The sequence below is a fragment of the Microbacterium sp. Root61 genome, assembly GCF_001427525.1.
In the GTDB taxonomy this organism is placed as follows: Bacteria; Actinomycetota; Actinomycetes; order Actinomycetales; family Microbacteriaceae; genus Microbacterium.
In genome coordinates this window covers 3,460,106-3,475,798 of sequence record NZ_LMGU01000001.1, presented here as the reverse complement: position 1 = coordinate 3,475,798, position 15,693 = coordinate 3,460,106, and the positions used below count along the sequence as shown (strand labels likewise).

At 68.2% G+C, this 15,693-nt stretch carries 18 protein-coding genes; 5 read left to right on the top strand and 13 right to left on the bottom strand.

The window, feature by feature from the left end; genetic code table 11:
- Positions 1 to 472: 472 nt before the first annotated feature.
- Positions 473 to 1,252 carry a CPBP family intramembrane glutamic endopeptidase gene (locus ASD65_RS16180; RefSeq protein ID WP_056224248.1) on the bottom strand — a complete coding sequence of 260 codons (780 nt, stop codon included), beginning with the start codon at positions 1,250 to 1,252 and terminating at the stop codon, positions 473 to 475.
- Between the two features lie 86 nt (positions 1,253 to 1,338).
- On the opposite strand from ASD65_RS16180, the gene ASD65_RS19460 reads away from it, so the two are divergent.
- Positions 1,339 to 1,476, top strand: coding sequence for a YdeI/OmpD-associated family protein (locus tag ASD65_RS19460; RefSeq protein ID WP_200948685.1), 138 nt, complete (start codon positions 1,339 to 1,341; stop codon positions 1,474 to 1,476).
- Between the two features lie 14 nt (positions 1,477 to 1,490).
- Here the strand turns inward: ASD65_RS19460 and ASD65_RS16175 are convergent, their stop codons facing one another.
- The 10 genes from ASD65_RS16175 to ASD65_RS16130 form a co-directional block, all read right to left on the bottom strand.
- Entirely contained in the window at positions 1,491 to 2,165 is a 675-nt protein-coding gene (locus ASD65_RS16175; RefSeq protein WP_056224246.1) for a hypothetical protein, read from the bottom strand.
- Between the two features lie 82 nt (positions 2,166 to 2,247).
- A complete protein-coding gene (locus ASD65_RS16170) occupies positions 2,248 to 3,144 on the bottom strand; it encodes a carbohydrate ABC transporter permease (protein WP_056224244.1) in 897 nt (298 codons plus the stop codon).
- A gap of 10 nt (positions 3,145 to 3,154) precedes the next feature.
- On the bottom strand, positions 3,155 to 4,132 hold the full coding sequence (locus ASD65_RS16165) for a carbohydrate ABC transporter permease (RefSeq protein ID WP_056224242.1): 978 nt from the start codon (positions 4,130 to 4,132) through the stop codon (positions 3,155 to 3,157).
- 9 nt (positions 4,133 to 4,141) lie between these two features.
- Positions 4,142 to 5,047 carry a phosphodiesterase gene (locus tag ASD65_RS16160; protein ID WP_056224240.1) on the bottom strand — a complete coding sequence of 302 codons (906 nt, stop codon included), beginning with the start codon at positions 5,045 to 5,047 and terminating at the stop codon, positions 4,142 to 4,144.
- 25 nt (positions 5,048 to 5,072) lie between these two features.
- Complete coding sequence (locus ASD65_RS16155) at positions 5,073 to 5,834, bottom strand: tyrosine-protein phosphatase (RefSeq protein ID WP_056224238.1); 762 nt, start codon at positions 5,832 to 5,834, stop codon at positions 5,073 to 5,075.
- Complete coding sequence (locus ASD65_RS16150; RefSeq protein ID WP_056224237.1) at positions 5,831 to 7,174, bottom strand: extracellular solute-binding protein; 1,344 nt, start codon at positions 7,172 to 7,174, stop codon at positions 5,831 to 5,833. Before ASD65_RS16150 ends, ASD65_RS16155 begins: the two co-directional genes overlap by 4 nt.
- 37 nt (positions 7,175 to 7,211) lie before the next feature.
- Entirely contained in the window at positions 7,212 to 8,345 is a 1,134-nt protein-coding gene (locus ASD65_RS16145) for an ABC transporter ATP-binding protein (protein WP_056224235.1), read from the bottom strand.
- 132 nt (positions 8,346 to 8,477) lie between these two features.
- Positions 8,478 to 9,359 (bottom strand): MurR/RpiR family transcriptional regulator, encoded by an 882-nt coding sequence (locus tag ASD65_RS16140; RefSeq protein WP_056224234.1) that lies wholly within the window; start codon positions 9,357 to 9,359, stop codon positions 8,478 to 8,480.
- A gap of 56 nt (positions 9,360 to 9,415) precedes the next feature.
- A complete protein-coding gene (locus ASD65_RS16135; RefSeq protein WP_200948684.1) occupies positions 9,416 to 10,849 on the bottom strand; it encodes a DUF1254 domain-containing protein in 1,434 nt (477 codons plus the stop codon).
- Positions 10,850 to 10,916: 67 nt separating this feature from the next.
- Entirely contained in the window at positions 10,917 to 11,279 is a 363-nt protein-coding gene (locus tag ASD65_RS16130) for a winged helix-turn-helix transcriptional regulator (protein ID WP_056224231.1), read from the bottom strand.
- A 96-nt stretch (positions 11,280 to 11,375) separates the two neighbouring features.
- Here ASD65_RS16130 and ASD65_RS16125 point away from each other — a divergent pair, with 96 nt between their 5' ends.
- Both ASD65_RS16125 and ASD65_RS16120 read left to right on the top strand, forming a co-directional pair.
- Positions 11,376 to 12,230, top strand: coding sequence for an SDR family oxidoreductase (locus ASD65_RS16125; RefSeq protein ID WP_056224230.1), 855 nt, complete (start codon positions 11,376 to 11,378; stop codon positions 12,228 to 12,230).
- Between the two features lie 187 nt (positions 12,231 to 12,417).
- A complete protein-coding gene (locus tag ASD65_RS16120; RefSeq protein WP_056224228.1) occupies positions 12,418 to 13,095 on the top strand; it encodes a class I SAM-dependent methyltransferase in 678 nt (225 codons plus the stop codon).
- Here ASD65_RS16120 and ASD65_RS16115 read toward each other — a convergent pair.
- Positions 13,076 to 14,074: an SRPBCC family protein gene (locus ASD65_RS16115; protein WP_056224225.1), complete on the bottom strand. Its 999-nt coding sequence runs from the start codon at positions 14,072 to 14,074 to the stop codon at positions 13,076 to 13,078. The two genes, ASD65_RS16120 and ASD65_RS16115, sit on opposite strands and share 20 nt — an antisense overlap.
- A complete protein-coding gene (locus ASD65_RS16110; protein ID WP_056224224.1) occupies positions 14,071 to 14,316 on the bottom strand; it encodes a hypothetical protein in 246 nt (81 codons plus the stop codon). The genes ASD65_RS16115 and ASD65_RS16110 overlap by 4 nt, the downstream gene beginning before the upstream one ends.
- Before the next feature lie 129 nt (positions 14,317 to 14,445).
- On the opposite strand from ASD65_RS16110, the gene ASD65_RS16105 reads away from it, so the two are divergent.
- Complete coding sequence (locus tag ASD65_RS16105; RefSeq protein WP_056225099.1) at positions 14,446 to 14,727, top strand: DUF6412 domain-containing protein; 282 nt, start codon at positions 14,446 to 14,448, stop codon at positions 14,725 to 14,727.
- A gap of 97 nt (positions 14,728 to 14,824) precedes the next feature.
- Positions 14,825 to 15,568 (top strand): YidC/Oxa1 family membrane protein insertase, encoded by a 744-nt coding sequence (locus ASD65_RS16100; protein ID WP_056224222.1) that lies wholly within the window; start codon positions 14,825 to 14,827, stop codon positions 15,566 to 15,568.
- The last annotated feature ends 125 nt before the right edge of the window (positions 15,569 to 15,693 follow it).

Sequence of the window (15,693 nt, the reverse complement as noted above, 5' to 3'; positions counted from 1 at the left end):
GGGCCTCCTTGCTCAGCGACGGTTCCCTCATGAAGGGCCACTCTCCTGGGTGGGAGTTGTCGTTCGTGACGGGTGTGTGGAGATCTGGGAGCTGCAGCGTCCATTCGGCGGCCGCCCACTGAAAGTCGAAGCGACGCCGACGCGCATATTCAGTCTTGGTGCCGACAACGCAGTCGCCGCCGATGTTCGCGCTGACACCGACCGACTGTTTCCGCGGCTATGGATCAGATGGATGGCACGGGAGCAGCTGGCTTGCGCTGGATTCGTTCCTGTGCGCGAGAACGCGCTCGTTCGGCGCCCTCTGGAAGAATCGAGGTTCTCCAGCCTTGCAACGGCCCTGACCGAGGTGCTGCCCACGCGCCTCAGTGAGACGAGACCGTAGATCGCCTCGACCGAGTTGACGCGGGTTCTCTGTGAGTGAGCCCGTACCGATGGCCCCGCTTCCTGCCGAACCCGTCCTCGACGAGAAGGACTATGCGACGGCCGGGTTGGCGGTCGGAGTGGTCGTGACGGGTCGTTCGTCGGCGCCCTTGATGACCCAGTAGACGACGGCGAGCGCGAGGATTCCGACAACGGGCCCGAGGATCGATCCGAGTGCGGCCGAGACGGGTGCGTGCCCGACGGCGAATACGGAGACGTCCCAGAGGCCGTGCAGCAACATCGCCCAGACCAAGGATCCAGTGACGCGGCGCACGATGTAGAACGCGGTACCGGATGCGAATGCGAGACCGGCCTGCGCGAGTGACGCGAGCAACGGTGCGCCGAGAACGGCGTTCGCCAGGTGCATGAGACCGAACAAGAGGCTGGAAAGGAACCACGCCCATCCTTCGGCGAACCGTGCGCGGAAGGAGGTGAGCACGAGGCCGCGCGCCATCAGCTCCTCGCTGAATCCGACCAGCACTCCTAGTGCGAGGAGTGAGAGGAGGAAGGATGCATCGAACTGCGCCCAGTCCGTATTGAAGATGTTCATGATGGCCGCGATGAACATGATGATCGGCACGAAGATCGGCCACTTGTGGTGGGCCCGCGTGCGCTCGAACAGGGCTGGACGCCACCACCCGAGCACGGTTGCGAGGATCGCCAGAAGGGCCCCGCCGACGGCGAGATCCAAGACGGCACCCCGCCACGTTGATTCTGCGGATGTGCCGATGTCTGGGTACGGGACACCGCTGAGCAGAGTGACGCTGATGATGACAAGGACGTAGCCGGCCCAGATCGCGAAGCCGATCCAAGCCCGGGGTGTCACGCGCATGCTGAGCCTTCCGTGGTGGAGTGGTCGTTCAACCCTAGGGTTCCGCTCGCGCGAATGGACGTGATCGTGTCCGTGATGAACAAACGGTGCGGGACGACTTTCCGCCCAGCGCACGCAAGCAGATGCTGTGGCAGATCGTCAGTGCCGCTCGAGACGCCACACGCGCTGCTCGCATCGCCCAGATCGTTGACGAGGCGGCCGGCGGTCGCCGCGCTCACGGCTGAGGGGGCATACCGCACTACTTCGTGGTGAACGTCACGTGGGGGTACCGGTACGGATTGGCGTCGTAGCCGAACGGCTCGTCGACGTCGCCCCCTTCCTCGCTCACGAGGATGATCCCACCGCGGAGGCCGTAGGAACGCACCTTCTCCGTACCCTCGCAGTTGGGCGAGAGGGAAGTCCCGACATCCAGCACGACACACGTCATCTGTCCGTCGTTGGTCGTGCCGGCCCACACCGTCGAGGAGTTCACGGCCCCCAGAAGGCGGAGGGAACCGTCATCCCACTCTGCCTGCGTCGCGGCCCGCTGCTGGGCTTCCTGCAGCTGATCCGGCATCGCGTCGACATCCGCAGCCTCGATCAGGTCATCGGCATTCGCCGCCGTCAACAGCGCACCGGCTCCGAAGCCGATCGCTGCGGCGACGACGGTGCACGCCCCAGCGATCAGCAGCGTGCGGCCACGGCGTCGCGGCGGTACGGCGATCGGATCAGGCGGTGACGGTGCGGGTGCGTCATCCACCACCCTCTCGTCCTCCGCTTCCCCGACGCCCTCCTCGACAAGCACCGGCGAACCATCGGGCGCACCCTCGAGCTCCTGCAGTCGCGACAACTCGGCGGGCGTGATGCCGCCGCCCGGTCCATACGCACGTTCCCGCAGAGTGGCCAATTCTCCAGACTCGTCGATCGGGGTCACACGTCGCATCCTGACAGTCGGGTCGGTACCGCGGCAAGCCGCCCCGGGTCGCCACCGACTCCCGGGGCGGCTCGCGTCCGCCTTACTTCAGGCCCGACCGGACGAAGGCATCCACGACGTAGCGCTGCAGGAAGATGTAGATCAGCAGCACCGGGATGCAGGCCATGCCCGCCGCCGCCATCGTCGCACCCCAGTTGTTGCCCTCGGCCGAGAGAAAGCTGCGCACGCCGACCTGCACGAGCGCGTCGCCCTGGCGCATGATCAGCGTCGGCCAGAGGTACTCGTTCCAGGCCGAGATGAAGGCCATGATCCCGAGGGCGGCGAGCGCCGGCTTCATGTTGGGCACGACCACCGTCCACAGCGTCGACCAGCTGGATCGGCCGTCGAGCTGCGCCGCTTCGAGCAGCTCCCGCGGGAACGCCCGCATGTGCTGCACCATCAGCAGAACCGCGAACGCACCCGCCAGCTGCGGCACGACGACGCCGCCGATCGTGCCGAGCAGGCCCATCTGCGACACCAGGATGTAGTTCGGGATCATCGTGACCTGGAACGGCACGAGCCACGATCCGATGAACAGGAACATCAGCAGCTTGCTGCCGACGAAGTCCCAGACCGCGAACCCGTAGGCGGCGAGGATGGCGATGAAGAGCTGCGCGCCCGCGAGGATCAGCGACATCACGAATGTGTTGAGCAGCATGTTGCCCATCGGGATCGTGTCCCACACGTAGGCGAAGTTCTCGAAGCTGATCGGCCACGGCAGCAGGGTCTGGTCGAGCGCGTTCTCCGGCGCCCGCAGCGCGGTGGCGAACATCCAGTACACGGGGAAGACGCTGAACAGCGCGAGCGCGATCAGGATGACGTGGCCGACGATCACGCCGCTGCGGGTGCGCGAGGCCACCGCGAGATCCTCGGCCTTGGACTGCACGCGGTTGAGCGTGCCGGATGCGACGGCCGGTGCCGTGACGGTGACGAATGCCATGATCCGATTCCTAGTTGTCGTAGAAGCTGAGGCGGTCCTGCAGCTCCAGGAAGATGAACGCGATCAGCCCGAAGCCGAGGAAGAAGATGACGCCCGCCGCCGAAGAGATGCCGGCATCGAAGTTCTGGAAGCCGAACTGGTAGAGCAGGTAGTAGATGTTGGTCGTCGAGTTCGTGGGTCCGCCCTGGGTGAGCAGGTCGATGATCGGATACGTCCACTGCGCCGCGAGCAGGATCGTCATCAGGGCGAGGAACACGATCGTCGGCGACAGCAGTGGCAGCGTGATCTTGCGCGTGATGGTGCCTGTTCCGGCCCCGTCGAGCGAGGCCGCCTGACCGTACTCCGGACTGATTCCGGCGAAGCCCGCCGCGACGACGAGCACGCCGAACCCGAGCATCTGCCAGCCCACGATCACGATCACCGCCCAGATGGCGAGGTCCGCATCCCGGAAGACGTTGGGCATGTCGATGCCCATGCCCCCGAGCACAGTGGCGATCGCGCCCTGCTCGGCGAAGAGCCAACGCCACACGGCGCTGGTCGCGACCGGGGTGATCAGGAACGGCACGAAGATGAGCGCCTGGTAGAAGGTGCGCAAGCGTCCGCGCGCCTGTCGCGCCATCAGCGCGATGGCGATCGGCAGCACCAGGGAGAACACGAAGAACGCCGCGATGTAGATGACGGTGTTGAGGATGGCGGTGTGCATCTCGGGCAGCGCGATCACCTCGCCGTAGTTCTGCAGACCGACGAAGGTCTTGGGGCTCGTGGGCAGCAGGTTCCAGTCGTAGAACGAGAGACCGAAGGTCTGCGCGAGCGGGCTGTAGGTCCAGGTGATGAGGAGCACGACGCCCGGCAGCACGTAGAGATACGGGACGAGGTCCTGGCCCCGGAACCGACGCCGCTTGCGAGGCGTCGGATCCGGGGTCGCAGGCGCCGTCTGCCCCGCGGCAGCGGTTGATCGCGTGGGTGGGGGTGTGACGGCGACGAACATCGGGCTGACCTACTCCTGGACGGACGCGTTGACGGCGGCGAGCTGCTCATCGGCGCTCATCGCCATGAACTTCTCGAGCATCTCGGGCGTCATCTCGTAGACGGTCGGGAAGCTGCCGATCGGAACGACCGAGTGCAGCACGCGGTCGCCGTACACGTGCACGAGGTTGTACGACTGCGCGCCATCCTGACCACGCGCACCCGGGTACTGGACCGTCAGGTCCTGCGTGTAGCAGGTGGCCGACGCGACCGACACGGGGATGCCGGCGAACATGCTGTGCGTCGAGTAGTGCAGGTGTCCACCGAGGATGCCGCGGACATCGGTCCCCTCGATCACCTGAGCGAAGCGGTCCTGGTCCTTCAGCTCGACCAGCGACATCAGACCGAGCGGGCTCGGCACCGGCGGGTGGTGCAGCGCGATGAGCGTGCCATCCGGTGCGGGCACCTCGAGCTCGCGGGCGAGCCACTCCAGCTGAGCCTCGGTGAGTTCGCCGTGGTGGTGGCCGGGAACCGTTGAGTCCAGCGCGATGATGCGCAAGCCGTTGATGTCGAACACGCGATCGACGGGCTCGGACTGGTCGCGCTCCTCGTCCAGCAGGCCGCGGCGGAACGCGACCCGCTCGTCGTGGTTGCCCATGACCCAGATGACCTCGGCGCCGAGCCGCGCGGCGGCCGGCTCCACGATCGCCCGGAGGCGCTCGTAGGCGTCCGGACGCCCGGTGTCGGCGAGGTCGCCGGTGAAGATGATCGCCTCGGGCTTCGCGTTCGAGTTCTCGAATCCGGCGAACAGCTCGGCGAGGTTCTTGTCGGAGTCGATGCTGTCGTGCAGGAGGTCGCCGTCGCCCACGAAGTGGGTGTCGGAGAGGTGCAGGATGAAGTGCTCGGGGGCCGAGTACTGTCCGGGAATCTGGTTCATTTTCTTTCCTTGTCGTGTCGGTGTGTCAGTCGACGAGTGCGGCGGTGAGCAGGTCGAGCTCCGCGGGAGTCAGCCCCTGGGCGAGCAGGTACGCGCGCATCGAGCCGTACTCGAGATCGATGCGCTGGAGCAGGTCGTCCATGACGGCCGCGGGGCTCGCGGTGACGAGTTCGACGATCTCCGGGCTCAGCTCGTGCCCGCTCGCCTCGAATCCGCGCAGCATCCCGTCGGCCCATTCGCCGCGCAGGTTCTCCTCGGTCGCGGCGTAGTCGGCCACGATCTCGTCCCGATCGACACCGGCGGCACGCAGCGCGAATGCCACGACCAGGCCGGTGCGGTCCTTGCCTGCCGTGCAGTGCACGAGGACGGCTTCGTCATCCGCCGCCGTCGCGATCACCCGGATGGCGGCGGCGAGGTGGGCGCCGCGCTCGTCGACGATGTGGTCGTAGACGGGCACCAGACCGATGTTGCCTCCGGCCTGGGTGACCGGTGCCGCATCGTCGAAGACGGGGAGATGATGCACGGTGGCGCCGACGTTGTCGAGTCGGCTGGGCGCGCCCCGACGCTCATCGGTGCCGCGCAGGTCGACGACGTGGGCGATGCCCAGCTCGACCAGTCGCGCCTGTCCGGCCTCGTCGATCTTGTGCAGGGCGTCGGAGCGGAACAGTCTCCCCCACCGGGAGGCGCCATCCGCTGCGGCATAGCCACCGGTGTCGCGGAGGTTGTAGAGCCCGGGCAGTTCGTGCCGCCGGACCGGGGTCGCGGCATCCGTCAGGTCGATGCTCATTCGATGAGTCCCTGCGCGCGCTCGGCCGCGGCCGTCATGGTCGCCGAGACATCGGCGCCGTAGAAGACCGACTCCTCGATCGCCGTGGCCAGCACCTGGTCGACCTGCGCGTAGCTGTCGCCCGGGTAGGAGACCCACGGCTGCAGCGCGTCGAGCTGGGTGAGGTTCGGCACCACGAGCGGGTTCTGCGCCACCCATTCGGCGAGCGGGCCGTCACCCTCGGTCATCGTGGTGCGCAGCGGCAGGTAGCCGATCTGCGTCGAGATGACCTCGTACGCGCGGGGGCTCGTCATCCACTGCATGAGCGCCCAGGATGCCGCCTGCTTGGCGGGGTCCGTGGCGAACATCGCGAGCATCGAGCCCGAGTTGGTCGGGACGACGGGCTTGTCGCCGAAGGCGGGCAGCGTGCGGGCGTCGAGCGTCCAGCCGCCGGCCTGCGCACCGCCCATGAACGCGCCCTGCAGCGCCGAGGTGTTGATGTGGATCGCCGTCTTGCCCTGGGCGAATGCCTCGTACTGCGTCGTGGTGTCCTCGTTGGTGAGGATGCCGCCGTCGAACATGTCGCGGAACGTCTGCACGGTGTCGACCGCGGCGTCCGAGCCGAACCCGATGGTGCTGCGGTCTTCGCTCAGCACCTGCGCGCCGTTGGAGAGGAACAGCCCCTGCATGCACCAGTTGCCGCCGGTGTTGACGCAGGAGACACTCATCGACGGCGTGCCGCTGCTCGCCGTGATCGTCTCCGCGGCAGCGGCCACGGCATCCCACGTCGACAGATCGACCGTCGCCGGGTCGAGACCGGCAGCTTCGAACAGGTCCTCGTTGATCCACAGGATCGGCGTCGAGAACACGTACGGCAGGCCGTAGGTCGCGCCCTCCCAGTCGGAGAGCACCTTCGCACGCTCGTGGACGGGGTACTCGCCGCCGAACTGCTCGGCGAGGCCCTCCTCGCCGATGAGGGTCGTGAGGTTCTGCGCGCCGAGGGTGGTGGCGGCGAAGTCGAGCTCGTTGAAGGTCAGCTGTGCGACGTCGGGAGCCGCGCCGGCGAGGACCTGCTGCTGCACGCTGGCCGCGGTGCTGGCCGACGCGCTGGGCTGGCCGACGACCGTGATGTTCGGGTTCTCCTCCATGAACTCGTCGAGGAGGGCGTTGATGGCGTCGGACCACGTGCCGACGTTCGCGAGGTTGTACGACTCGAAGACGATCTCGACCTTCTGGTCGTCGGCGAGCTCGGTGAGCGAACCGGCGGCGCCGGGGCTCGCGGTGGCGCTCGCGCAGCCGGCGAGGGCGACGCCGAGGATCGCGAGGGAGGCGATCCCGGCGCGACGAATACGGGTGTTCATGTGCGGTGTTCTCCAGGTGTGTTGAGGGTGGGAGATGTCAGGCGGAAACGAGGAGGTCGTGGGGCGCGACGGCGGGGACGTCGTCGGGCACCCATTCGAGGCGGCGACCGGAGCTGCGGTCGAAGAGGTGCACGTGCTCGGGCAGCGCGTGCAGCGAGATCTCGTCGCCCGCCGCCACGCGGATTTCGCGCGAGGTCCGCACGTGCACACGCCCGATGCCCGTCGCGCAGGTGACGATCTGCTCGCCTCCCAGGTTCTCGACGATCTCGACGCGGCCGATGAGCGTCACGCCGAGGCCGGTGCGCGAGGCATCCGTGATCTCGAGATGCTCGGGACGGATGCCGAGAACGACGTCGATCTCACGGGTCGTGCCCGTCCAGAGATCGCCCGCGATGCCGTCGGCGGTGACGGCGACCATGCCGCCGAGGTCGATGACCCGTGCGTCGAGGAGGTTCATGGCCGGCGAGCCGAGGAAGCCGGCGACGAACACCGACTCGGGCCGGTCGTAGACCTGCTCGGGGGTGCCGTACTGCTCGATGCTGCCGGCGTTGAGCACGACGATCTTCGTGGCCATCGTCATCGCCTCGACCTGGTCGTGGGTGACGTAGACGAAGGTCGCGCCGAGGCGACGGTGCAGGGCGGTCAGCTCGTGCCGTGTCTGCGTGCGCAGCTTCGCGTCGAGGTTCGAGAGCGGTTCGTCCATGAGGAACGCCTTCGGTGCCCGCACGAGCGCGCGTCCGACCGCGACGCGCTGCCGCTGACCGCCGGAGAGCTCCTTCGGCTTCCGGTCGAGCAGGTGCCCGATCTCGAGCGAATCGGCGACCTCCTGCACGCGACGCTGGACCTCCTCCTTCGGCAGCTTCTGCACACGCAGCGGGAAGCCGAGGTTCTTGCCGACGCTGAGGTGCGGGTAGAGCGCGTAGCTCTGGAACACCATCGCGAGGTCGCGCTTCTTGGACGGCAGGTCGGTGATGTCCTCACCGTCGAGCAGGATGCGGCCGGTCGTGGGCTCGAGGAGCCCGGCGATCATCCGGAGCAGTGTGGTCTTGCCGCAGCCCGAGGGGCCCAGCAGGACGACGAACTCGCCATCCTCGATCGTCAGATCGATATCGCGGGCGGCAACGGTGCTCTTGAAGCTGCGACCGATGCCGGTGAGCTGGATCGTGCCCATGAGTCGCTTTCCGCAAGCGACTTACTTAGCGGGGCGATCCCGTGAAATCCGCTTGCGAAGCGATTCAACGATGTGGAAGTGAATTGCAAGGAAACTGCGCCTCAACGGAACGCGGTTGCCAGGGAAACGTCGTCACCGACCCCCGGCACGGTCCTCCGCGACCAGTCCGACGACCTCGTCGCGGACTGCGGCCTGCGCGTGCTCCGCGGCATCCTTCATCCGCTCCGCGACCGCCATCTGCAGGGCCGAGAGCAGCAGATGCTGCACCAGCACGCTGCCCGCCATCCCCCGGTCCCACGCCTGGAAGCGCGCGCCGGCGATCAGGAGGTGGGTCGCATGCTCGGCCAGCGGGGCCCGCGCGAAGCTCGTGACGCCGATCACGGTGGCCCCGGCCTCCGCGGCGGCGGCGGCCACCGCGAGGGTCACCCCGTTGCCGCCGCTCGAGCTGACGACCAGGCAGACGTCGTTCGGGCCGAGGACGCGCGCGGTGAGCTGCTGGACGACGCCGTCGCTGGGCGCCTCGCACGGGCGGCCGTTCATCACGAAGCCGAACGCGGCGGCCTGAGCCGCCGGAGCGGAGCCGCCGGTGCCGGCGACGAGCACGCGGGATGCCGCGGCGATCGCGTCTGCGGCGGCATCGAACACCGCCGGATCCACCGACGCGAGAGAGGTCTGCAGGACGCCGGCGGCGCCGTCGGCCAGGGTGTGCAGCCAGCCCTCGGTCCCGCCCGCCGGGTTCGCCTCACGCCGGGCCGCAGCACCCAGATCCCGCACGAGCAGGAGACGCAGGTGCTGGAAGCTGCGGAACCCGAGCGCCTGGCTCATGCGGCTCACGGATGCGGCGGAGGTTCCGGCCGCTTCGGCGAGGTCCGCCCCCGACATGTCGACGACGTCCTCCGGTCGCTCGGCGCAGATGCGCGCCGCCCGCTGCGCGCTGGGCACCAGCGACGGCAGCACCGAGAGGATGTGATCGATCGTTCCACCGACGGGCGGCTCGGCGATTCGTTCTTTCATGGCTCGGGTCTACCACGTGTCCGGGAGCGGAAGGTGAACGGGGTGGTGGCGCTCCCCTAGATCGGCTCGAACTCGTTGAGCCGCCACGTCTGATCGAACCACGCCTCGAGTGGCCCATAGGCGCGGAACATCGGGAACCATGCCTTGCCGGGCACGGTCTCGACCCAGTTCGCTTCTTTCCCTTCGGGCGCCGTGGGACCGAAGTAGAGATCGTAGGATCCGTCGTCGTTCGCCTGGACCGCGCCGTCGTTGCTCGCCACCGCGGGCGAGGGCCTGGAGGGCACGACGATGAGCGAGCGCGTCTGCGTGTCGTACACGTCGACCGCCCAGAAGTTCTTCGCCGGCGGATTCGGGTCGACGTGGAACCGATAGTTCCTCGCGCCGTCCAGGATGTCGCCGTTCGCATCCCGCACCGTGTAGGCGTATGCAGATCCGGCGCCGATCTGGGCATGCGCCATGGCCGGCGTGATCACCGTCGCGATGTAGTGGAACTGTGTGCGCGCGTCCAGCAGGCGTGCGCCGTTGCGGAGGAACTCGTAGTCGCCGCCCACGAACGCGTTCAGCCACGACCCGTACAACGAAGCTTCCGGATCCCGAGGGGCATAGGCGAGCACGCGCGCGATCCCGGCCCCGATGAAGGCGGCCTGCTCGAGGATCCGCCGGAGTCGGTCATCGGGGGCGAACGGCTGCCCGGCCACGATGCCGATCGCGGCGAGCTGGCCGGCGCGTTCGGCATCGAGTGCGTCCGTCGGCTCTTCCTCGACGAGGTCGGCGACCTCTTCGAAGAACGTGAAGTCGTTGGCGTGGACAGTGTTCACCACGCGCTCGGCCAGATTCACGAACGTGTTCGGCTCGGGTGCGGATGCTTCGGCCAGCGGATAGATCCTGGTGGTCTTCATCGCCGGCACGCCTCCCAGCGCCCGGAGCACGACGAAGTTCGTGAACGTGGGCGAACGGAAGACGAAGTAGCCCTCGGGGATCTCGCCGTCGTATCCGGGCGGGAGGAACAGGTACTTTCCGCCGGCGCCGCGGTCGGGCCCCGCAATGCCCATGTCTGCCACGTATCGGAACCAGAAGTCATCCACCACGCACAACGACTCCGGCGGCGCTTCGATGACGGTCGGGCCCCATGCCCGCAGATCCAGCATGGTCGTGCCGTAGGTGGTCTCCGTGTTCGGGGTCAGAGCGAGAGATCCCGAGTTCGCGCGCGGATCGGTGATTCCGATGACCCTCGGCGAGTCGACTCCGGCATCCCGCAGGCCTCGTCGAAACGCGACCAACGATGCGCCCGGCACCGAGTTGAGGAACACCTCGATCCCACGCATCAGATCGAGCGCGTCGTACGCCGACGCCACCGTCTCCGGCAGTGGCACCCCGTCGAAGAAACGCAGCTCTCCGAAGGGAGACGCGACCGCATCCGGGGAGCTCAGCGACGCGACCGCCGCGGAGAAGCCTTCTGGAGACAGTCCTGACTTACCGACTTCCGACACGTAGACCTCCGACTGGGCAAACACCGATTGAATCACTGTGCCAGGAACGCCGCCCGTCAGCCAAACGTCAGTCGGCCAGCATCCGGTCGGAGTTGTCGGCAACCCACTCGACGAGCGGCAGCATCCGTTCCATGAGGTCGCGACCCAGCGGAGTGAGGCTGTACTCGACGTGCGGCGGCACCGTCGGGAACGACTCGCGATGCACGAGACCGTCCGCCGTGAGCGTGCGCAGGGTCGACGCGAGCATCTTCTCGCTGATGCCGTCGATTTCGCGGCGCAGCTCGCCCCAGCGCCGCGTGCCGTCGGACAGCGAGGCGAGGACGAGCACGCCCCACTTGCTCATGATGTGGTCGAGGACGACCCGGGTGGGGCATCCCTCGGTGAAGGCGCCTGTCGACGATGCCTTGATCTGCGCAAAACTCACCTTCATGTGGGTACCTTACGACAAAGTGGGTATCGCCGGTTGGGAAGGTTTATGAGCCGACCGGAGGTTGTGTGGAGTGATCCGTCCAGGAAAGGACTCCTCATGACCACTCTCGTCACCGGTGCCACCGGTCAGCTCGGCCGCCTCGTCATCGACAGCCTCCTCGCGCGCGGCGCCGAGCCGCAGTCCATCGTGGCCGGTGCCCGCGATGTGCCGAAGGCCGCCGACCTCGCCGATCGCGGCATCCGCGTCGTCGCGCTCGACTACAACGACCCCGCGACGATCGCCGCCGCTGTCGAGGGCGTCGACGCCGTCCTCCTCGTCTCCGGCTCCGAGGTCGGCCGTCGCGCCGCGCAGCACCAGGCCGTGATCGACGCCGCCAAAGCCGCAGGCGTGGCCAAGTTCGTCTACACCAGCGCCCCGAAGGCGACGACCAGCGATCTCGTACTCGCGCCCGAGCACAAGGCCACCGAGGAGGCCATCGCCGCCGCGGGCCTTCCCGCCGTGATCCTGCGCAACAACTGGTACACCGAGAACTACGCCGCAGACGTCGCCCGCGCGGCCGAGACGGGCACCGTCGCCGCCAGCGTCGGCGCGGGTCGCGTCGCGTCGGCCAACCGCGCCGACTTCGCCGAAGCGGCGGCCGTGGTCCTCCTCGAGGACGGCCACATCGGGCAGGTCTATGAGCTCGGCGGCGACGTCGCCTGGGCATACGACGACCTCGCGGTCGCGCTCACCGAGGTCACCGGTCGCCCGGTGGAGTATGTCGCGCTCTCCTCTGAGGAGCACGGGGCAGCGCTGGAAGCGGCGGGCCTGGATGCCGGGACCGCCGGGTTCGTGACGGCGCTGGATGCCGGCATCCGCGGCGGCGCCCTGGCCGACACCGACGGCACGCTGGCGCGACTGATCGGCCGCCCGACCACGCCGCTCGTCGACGGACTGCGCGCGATCGCCTGACCCGACACCCCGCTTCTGCACCGGGAATCGGCGTCGCGCGCGAGAATCACGTGATTCTCAGACGCGGCGCCGATTCTCAGTTCGGCGAGACTCGGGGCTCCCCGCCTCCTCCGACGGGACCTGCGCGGATCGGTGATGTCGGCATGAACGTCGCCGAGCAGTCTCAGCCGGTGGCTAGGGTCGAGCTGTGGACGACGCCCTCACCGCTCAGACCCGCGACGCGTACGACGTGGTCGCCGCGAAATACGCGCAGCTGCTGCCCGACACCCGGTACGAAGCCGACCTCGATCTCGCGATGATCGGCCACTTCGTGCAACAGCTCGGCGGCCCGGCGGCGGTCCTGGATGCGGGGTGCGGCACCGGCCGGATGATCGGGCATCTGCATTCCCTGGGTGGCGACCTCACGGTCACCGGCGTCGACCTCTCCCCCGCGATGCTCGACCGGGCGCGCGCCGCGCATCCGGATACCGTCCTCCTGGAGGGCGAACTCGCGCGGCTCCCTGTGGATGACGCACAGTTCGATGGCGTCCTCGCCTGGTACTCGATCATCCACACGCCCCCGCACGACCTCGACGCCGCGTTCTCCGAGTTCTTCCGGGTCCTCCGTCCGGTGGGCTCGTGCTGCTGGGCTACCAGGTGGGCATCGGTGGCCGCATCCCCTCGCGTCCTTACGGGCACGACGTGGAACTGCGCGCGTTCCTGCACCACACGCCGTACGTCGCCGCTGCGCTCACCTCGTCCGGGTTCGCCGTCGACACCCGCCTCGATCGCGCCGCGCGGTCAGATGAGCAGCATGCCCAGGGATTCGTGCTCGCACGCCGGGCATGACGCCGGTCGCGTGAACTTCAGCGGAACGCGCGGCTGATCCCGGCAGCCGTCTGAAACAGTGTGACCCAGGTGAGGAATCGCTGGATCGGGCGGAGCGGCCACAGGGCGATCGTTCGCCATCCGCCCCGTCGCGTCCAGGAGTCGACCAGCTGCAGTTGTGTCCCGCCGACGGTCGGGACGAGTTCGATCTCCAGGAGGTGGGCATTCGCCCGCTTCGCGTCCGGGAAGGTTGTGCGCCAGGCGATACGACGCGACTGCTCGACTGTGACGAGCGTCACGAGGCGCCTCCGGTACTGCTCCTTGACGCGCAGCTCCTTGCCGTCCGGGCGGTGAGTGCGGACGAAAGCCCACCAGGTGGGTCCGTAGGTTGATTCCAGCCCGTCACCGTTCGCACGTGCGGCGACCGACCCCACGGCGGGGTTCCATTCCGGCATACGAGCGGGATCGGCAAGCAGCGCCCACACCTCTTCGATGTCCGCGGGGACGAAGGCTTCCGCACGACTGACGACCGCGCCGCGCGACCACCGAGGGTCCGGTTTCGAAGGCGCCTCGGGACGGTCTTGGTCGGCGAGAGCGGCCGACACCTCGGCCCTCGACGTGCCGAGCCGCTGCAGCAGGTCGTCGACGAGGCCGCTCGGCTCGATCAGCAGCTCCCGGAGCACGTCCGACGCGTCCCCTCCGCGCTTCCGACCCGCGCGCTGCAGAACCTTCATGGCGCGAGGAGTCCACTCATACCCACTGGTCTCGTGGAACACGATGGGGCCGGCAAGAGGTTCTCCCGGGGCGATACCGATGCTCTCCAGCTGCGCCGCGTGCAGCGCCTCGACGGCGTCGCGTGCCCGATCGAGGGTGATTCCGGCCGAGCGGAGCGCCTGGCCGGCGGCCCGATCGCTGATGACGAGGGCGAGGAACAGGTGCTCCAGATCGGCATCGCGTTGACCGCGCCGCGAGGCCTCCTCCATCGCGGCAAGCGACAGAGTCTGCATCGTCGCTGCGGCTGTCAGGAAGGAAGTCATGGCGTTCTCCTGGGGACGGGGATCGTGGGATCGATGCGTTTGGCGTACTTCTTGTGGACGGCCTGACGCGTCACGCCGAGCGCATCCGCGATCTCGAGCCAGCTCATTCCTGCGCGCAGCGCGGCCTCGACCTGCCGGAGCTCCAGGGCGTCGGCGAGGGCACGCAGCGAGACGATCGCACGCAGGCCCACTCGCGGATCGTCCGTGTTCGCCGCCACCGCGGCGAGATTCGGACCGGTCATACAAGCAACCTACGTTGCTTGGCCCGCGTGAGCAACTTCGGTTGCTAGCGCGTGCCTCCACAGGGCTGAACACCTCGCGGGTCGGCGCGGTGTTAGCGTGAATCGTCCACAGGGAATGAGGTGGTGCGTGTGCTCGAGTCAGCCGGCACACTCCTGCGCCTTCTCCCGAGCGTTCTCGGCGCCACCACCGCGACCGAATCGACGGCACTGGCGTTGGCCGCCGCTGCACTCGCCACCGTCGCCCTCCTCGCCCTCGCGCTCTGCGCCGTCGAACTGCCGGCGTCGGCGATCGGATCATCGCCGCACCCGCGGCGGGCGATCGACGTCTCCACGCTGCTCGCGCAGAGTGATCCGGATGCCCCGGGCCACCCGCGTCCACGCGCTCCCGGTCTCGCGGCTTCAGCCGCGTAGCCCGGTGACACCTGCCCCGCTGTAGCGGGGCGCTCCTTCGTGTCCCTCGGTGTCGTCGCGGCTGCCTGCCGCCACCGACATCGACGAATGGACACCCATGGACCTGTACGCCTTTCCCCCGATCGCCGCGATCCTCAACGCGGCCTACTCCTTCCTCATGTGGCTCGCCACCCTGCTCGAACCTTTGGCCGGCGCCTCTGCGGCCGCGGCATCCGTCGTTCTGCTCACGATCATCGTGCGCAGCGCGCTCATACCCGTCGGGATCGCACAGGCGAAAGCCGAGCAGACGCGCAGCCGCCTGGCCCCGCAGCTGCGGGCGCTGCAGCAGCGGCACAAGGGCGACCCTGAGCGGTTGCAGCGCGAAACGATGAGGCTCTACGCGAACGAGAACGCGTCGCCCCTCGCCGGCTGCCTGCCGCTGCTGATCCAAGCCCCGGTCGTGGGCGTCGTCTATGCCCTGTTCTTGCATCCGATCATCGGCGGAACGGCCAATACGCTCCTCGGCGAGCAGCTCTTCGGCGTGACGCTGGGGACCAGCCTGGTCGGCGCGGTGGCCGGCGGCACCGTCACACTCGCCACCGTGGCCGTTTTCGGTGTGCTGCTGGTCGCCATCGCGGTGGTCGCCGAAGTGACGCGACGGGCCTTCCGTCCTCCTGTCTTGGCCGTGGATGCCGCAGGCCTGACCGGAATCGCCACCACGAGGCTCGTCGGCGCACTCCAGTTCTCCACGGCGGTCTTCGCGATGTTCGTGCCCCTCGCGGCCACGCTTTATCTCACCGTGACCGTCGCCTGGACGCTGGTACAGCGCGTGATCCTGAGGCGGAGGCATCCCTTGCTCTGAGCGATCCTCGCGCCAGCACGGGAGACATCATCCATCGACCGATGCCGCCCCCTCCCTGGCGCGGTGGCGTGCTTCGGGTGTAGACCAGGCACCAAATCGGCGGTGGGGTGCCATGAGAGAAGGGC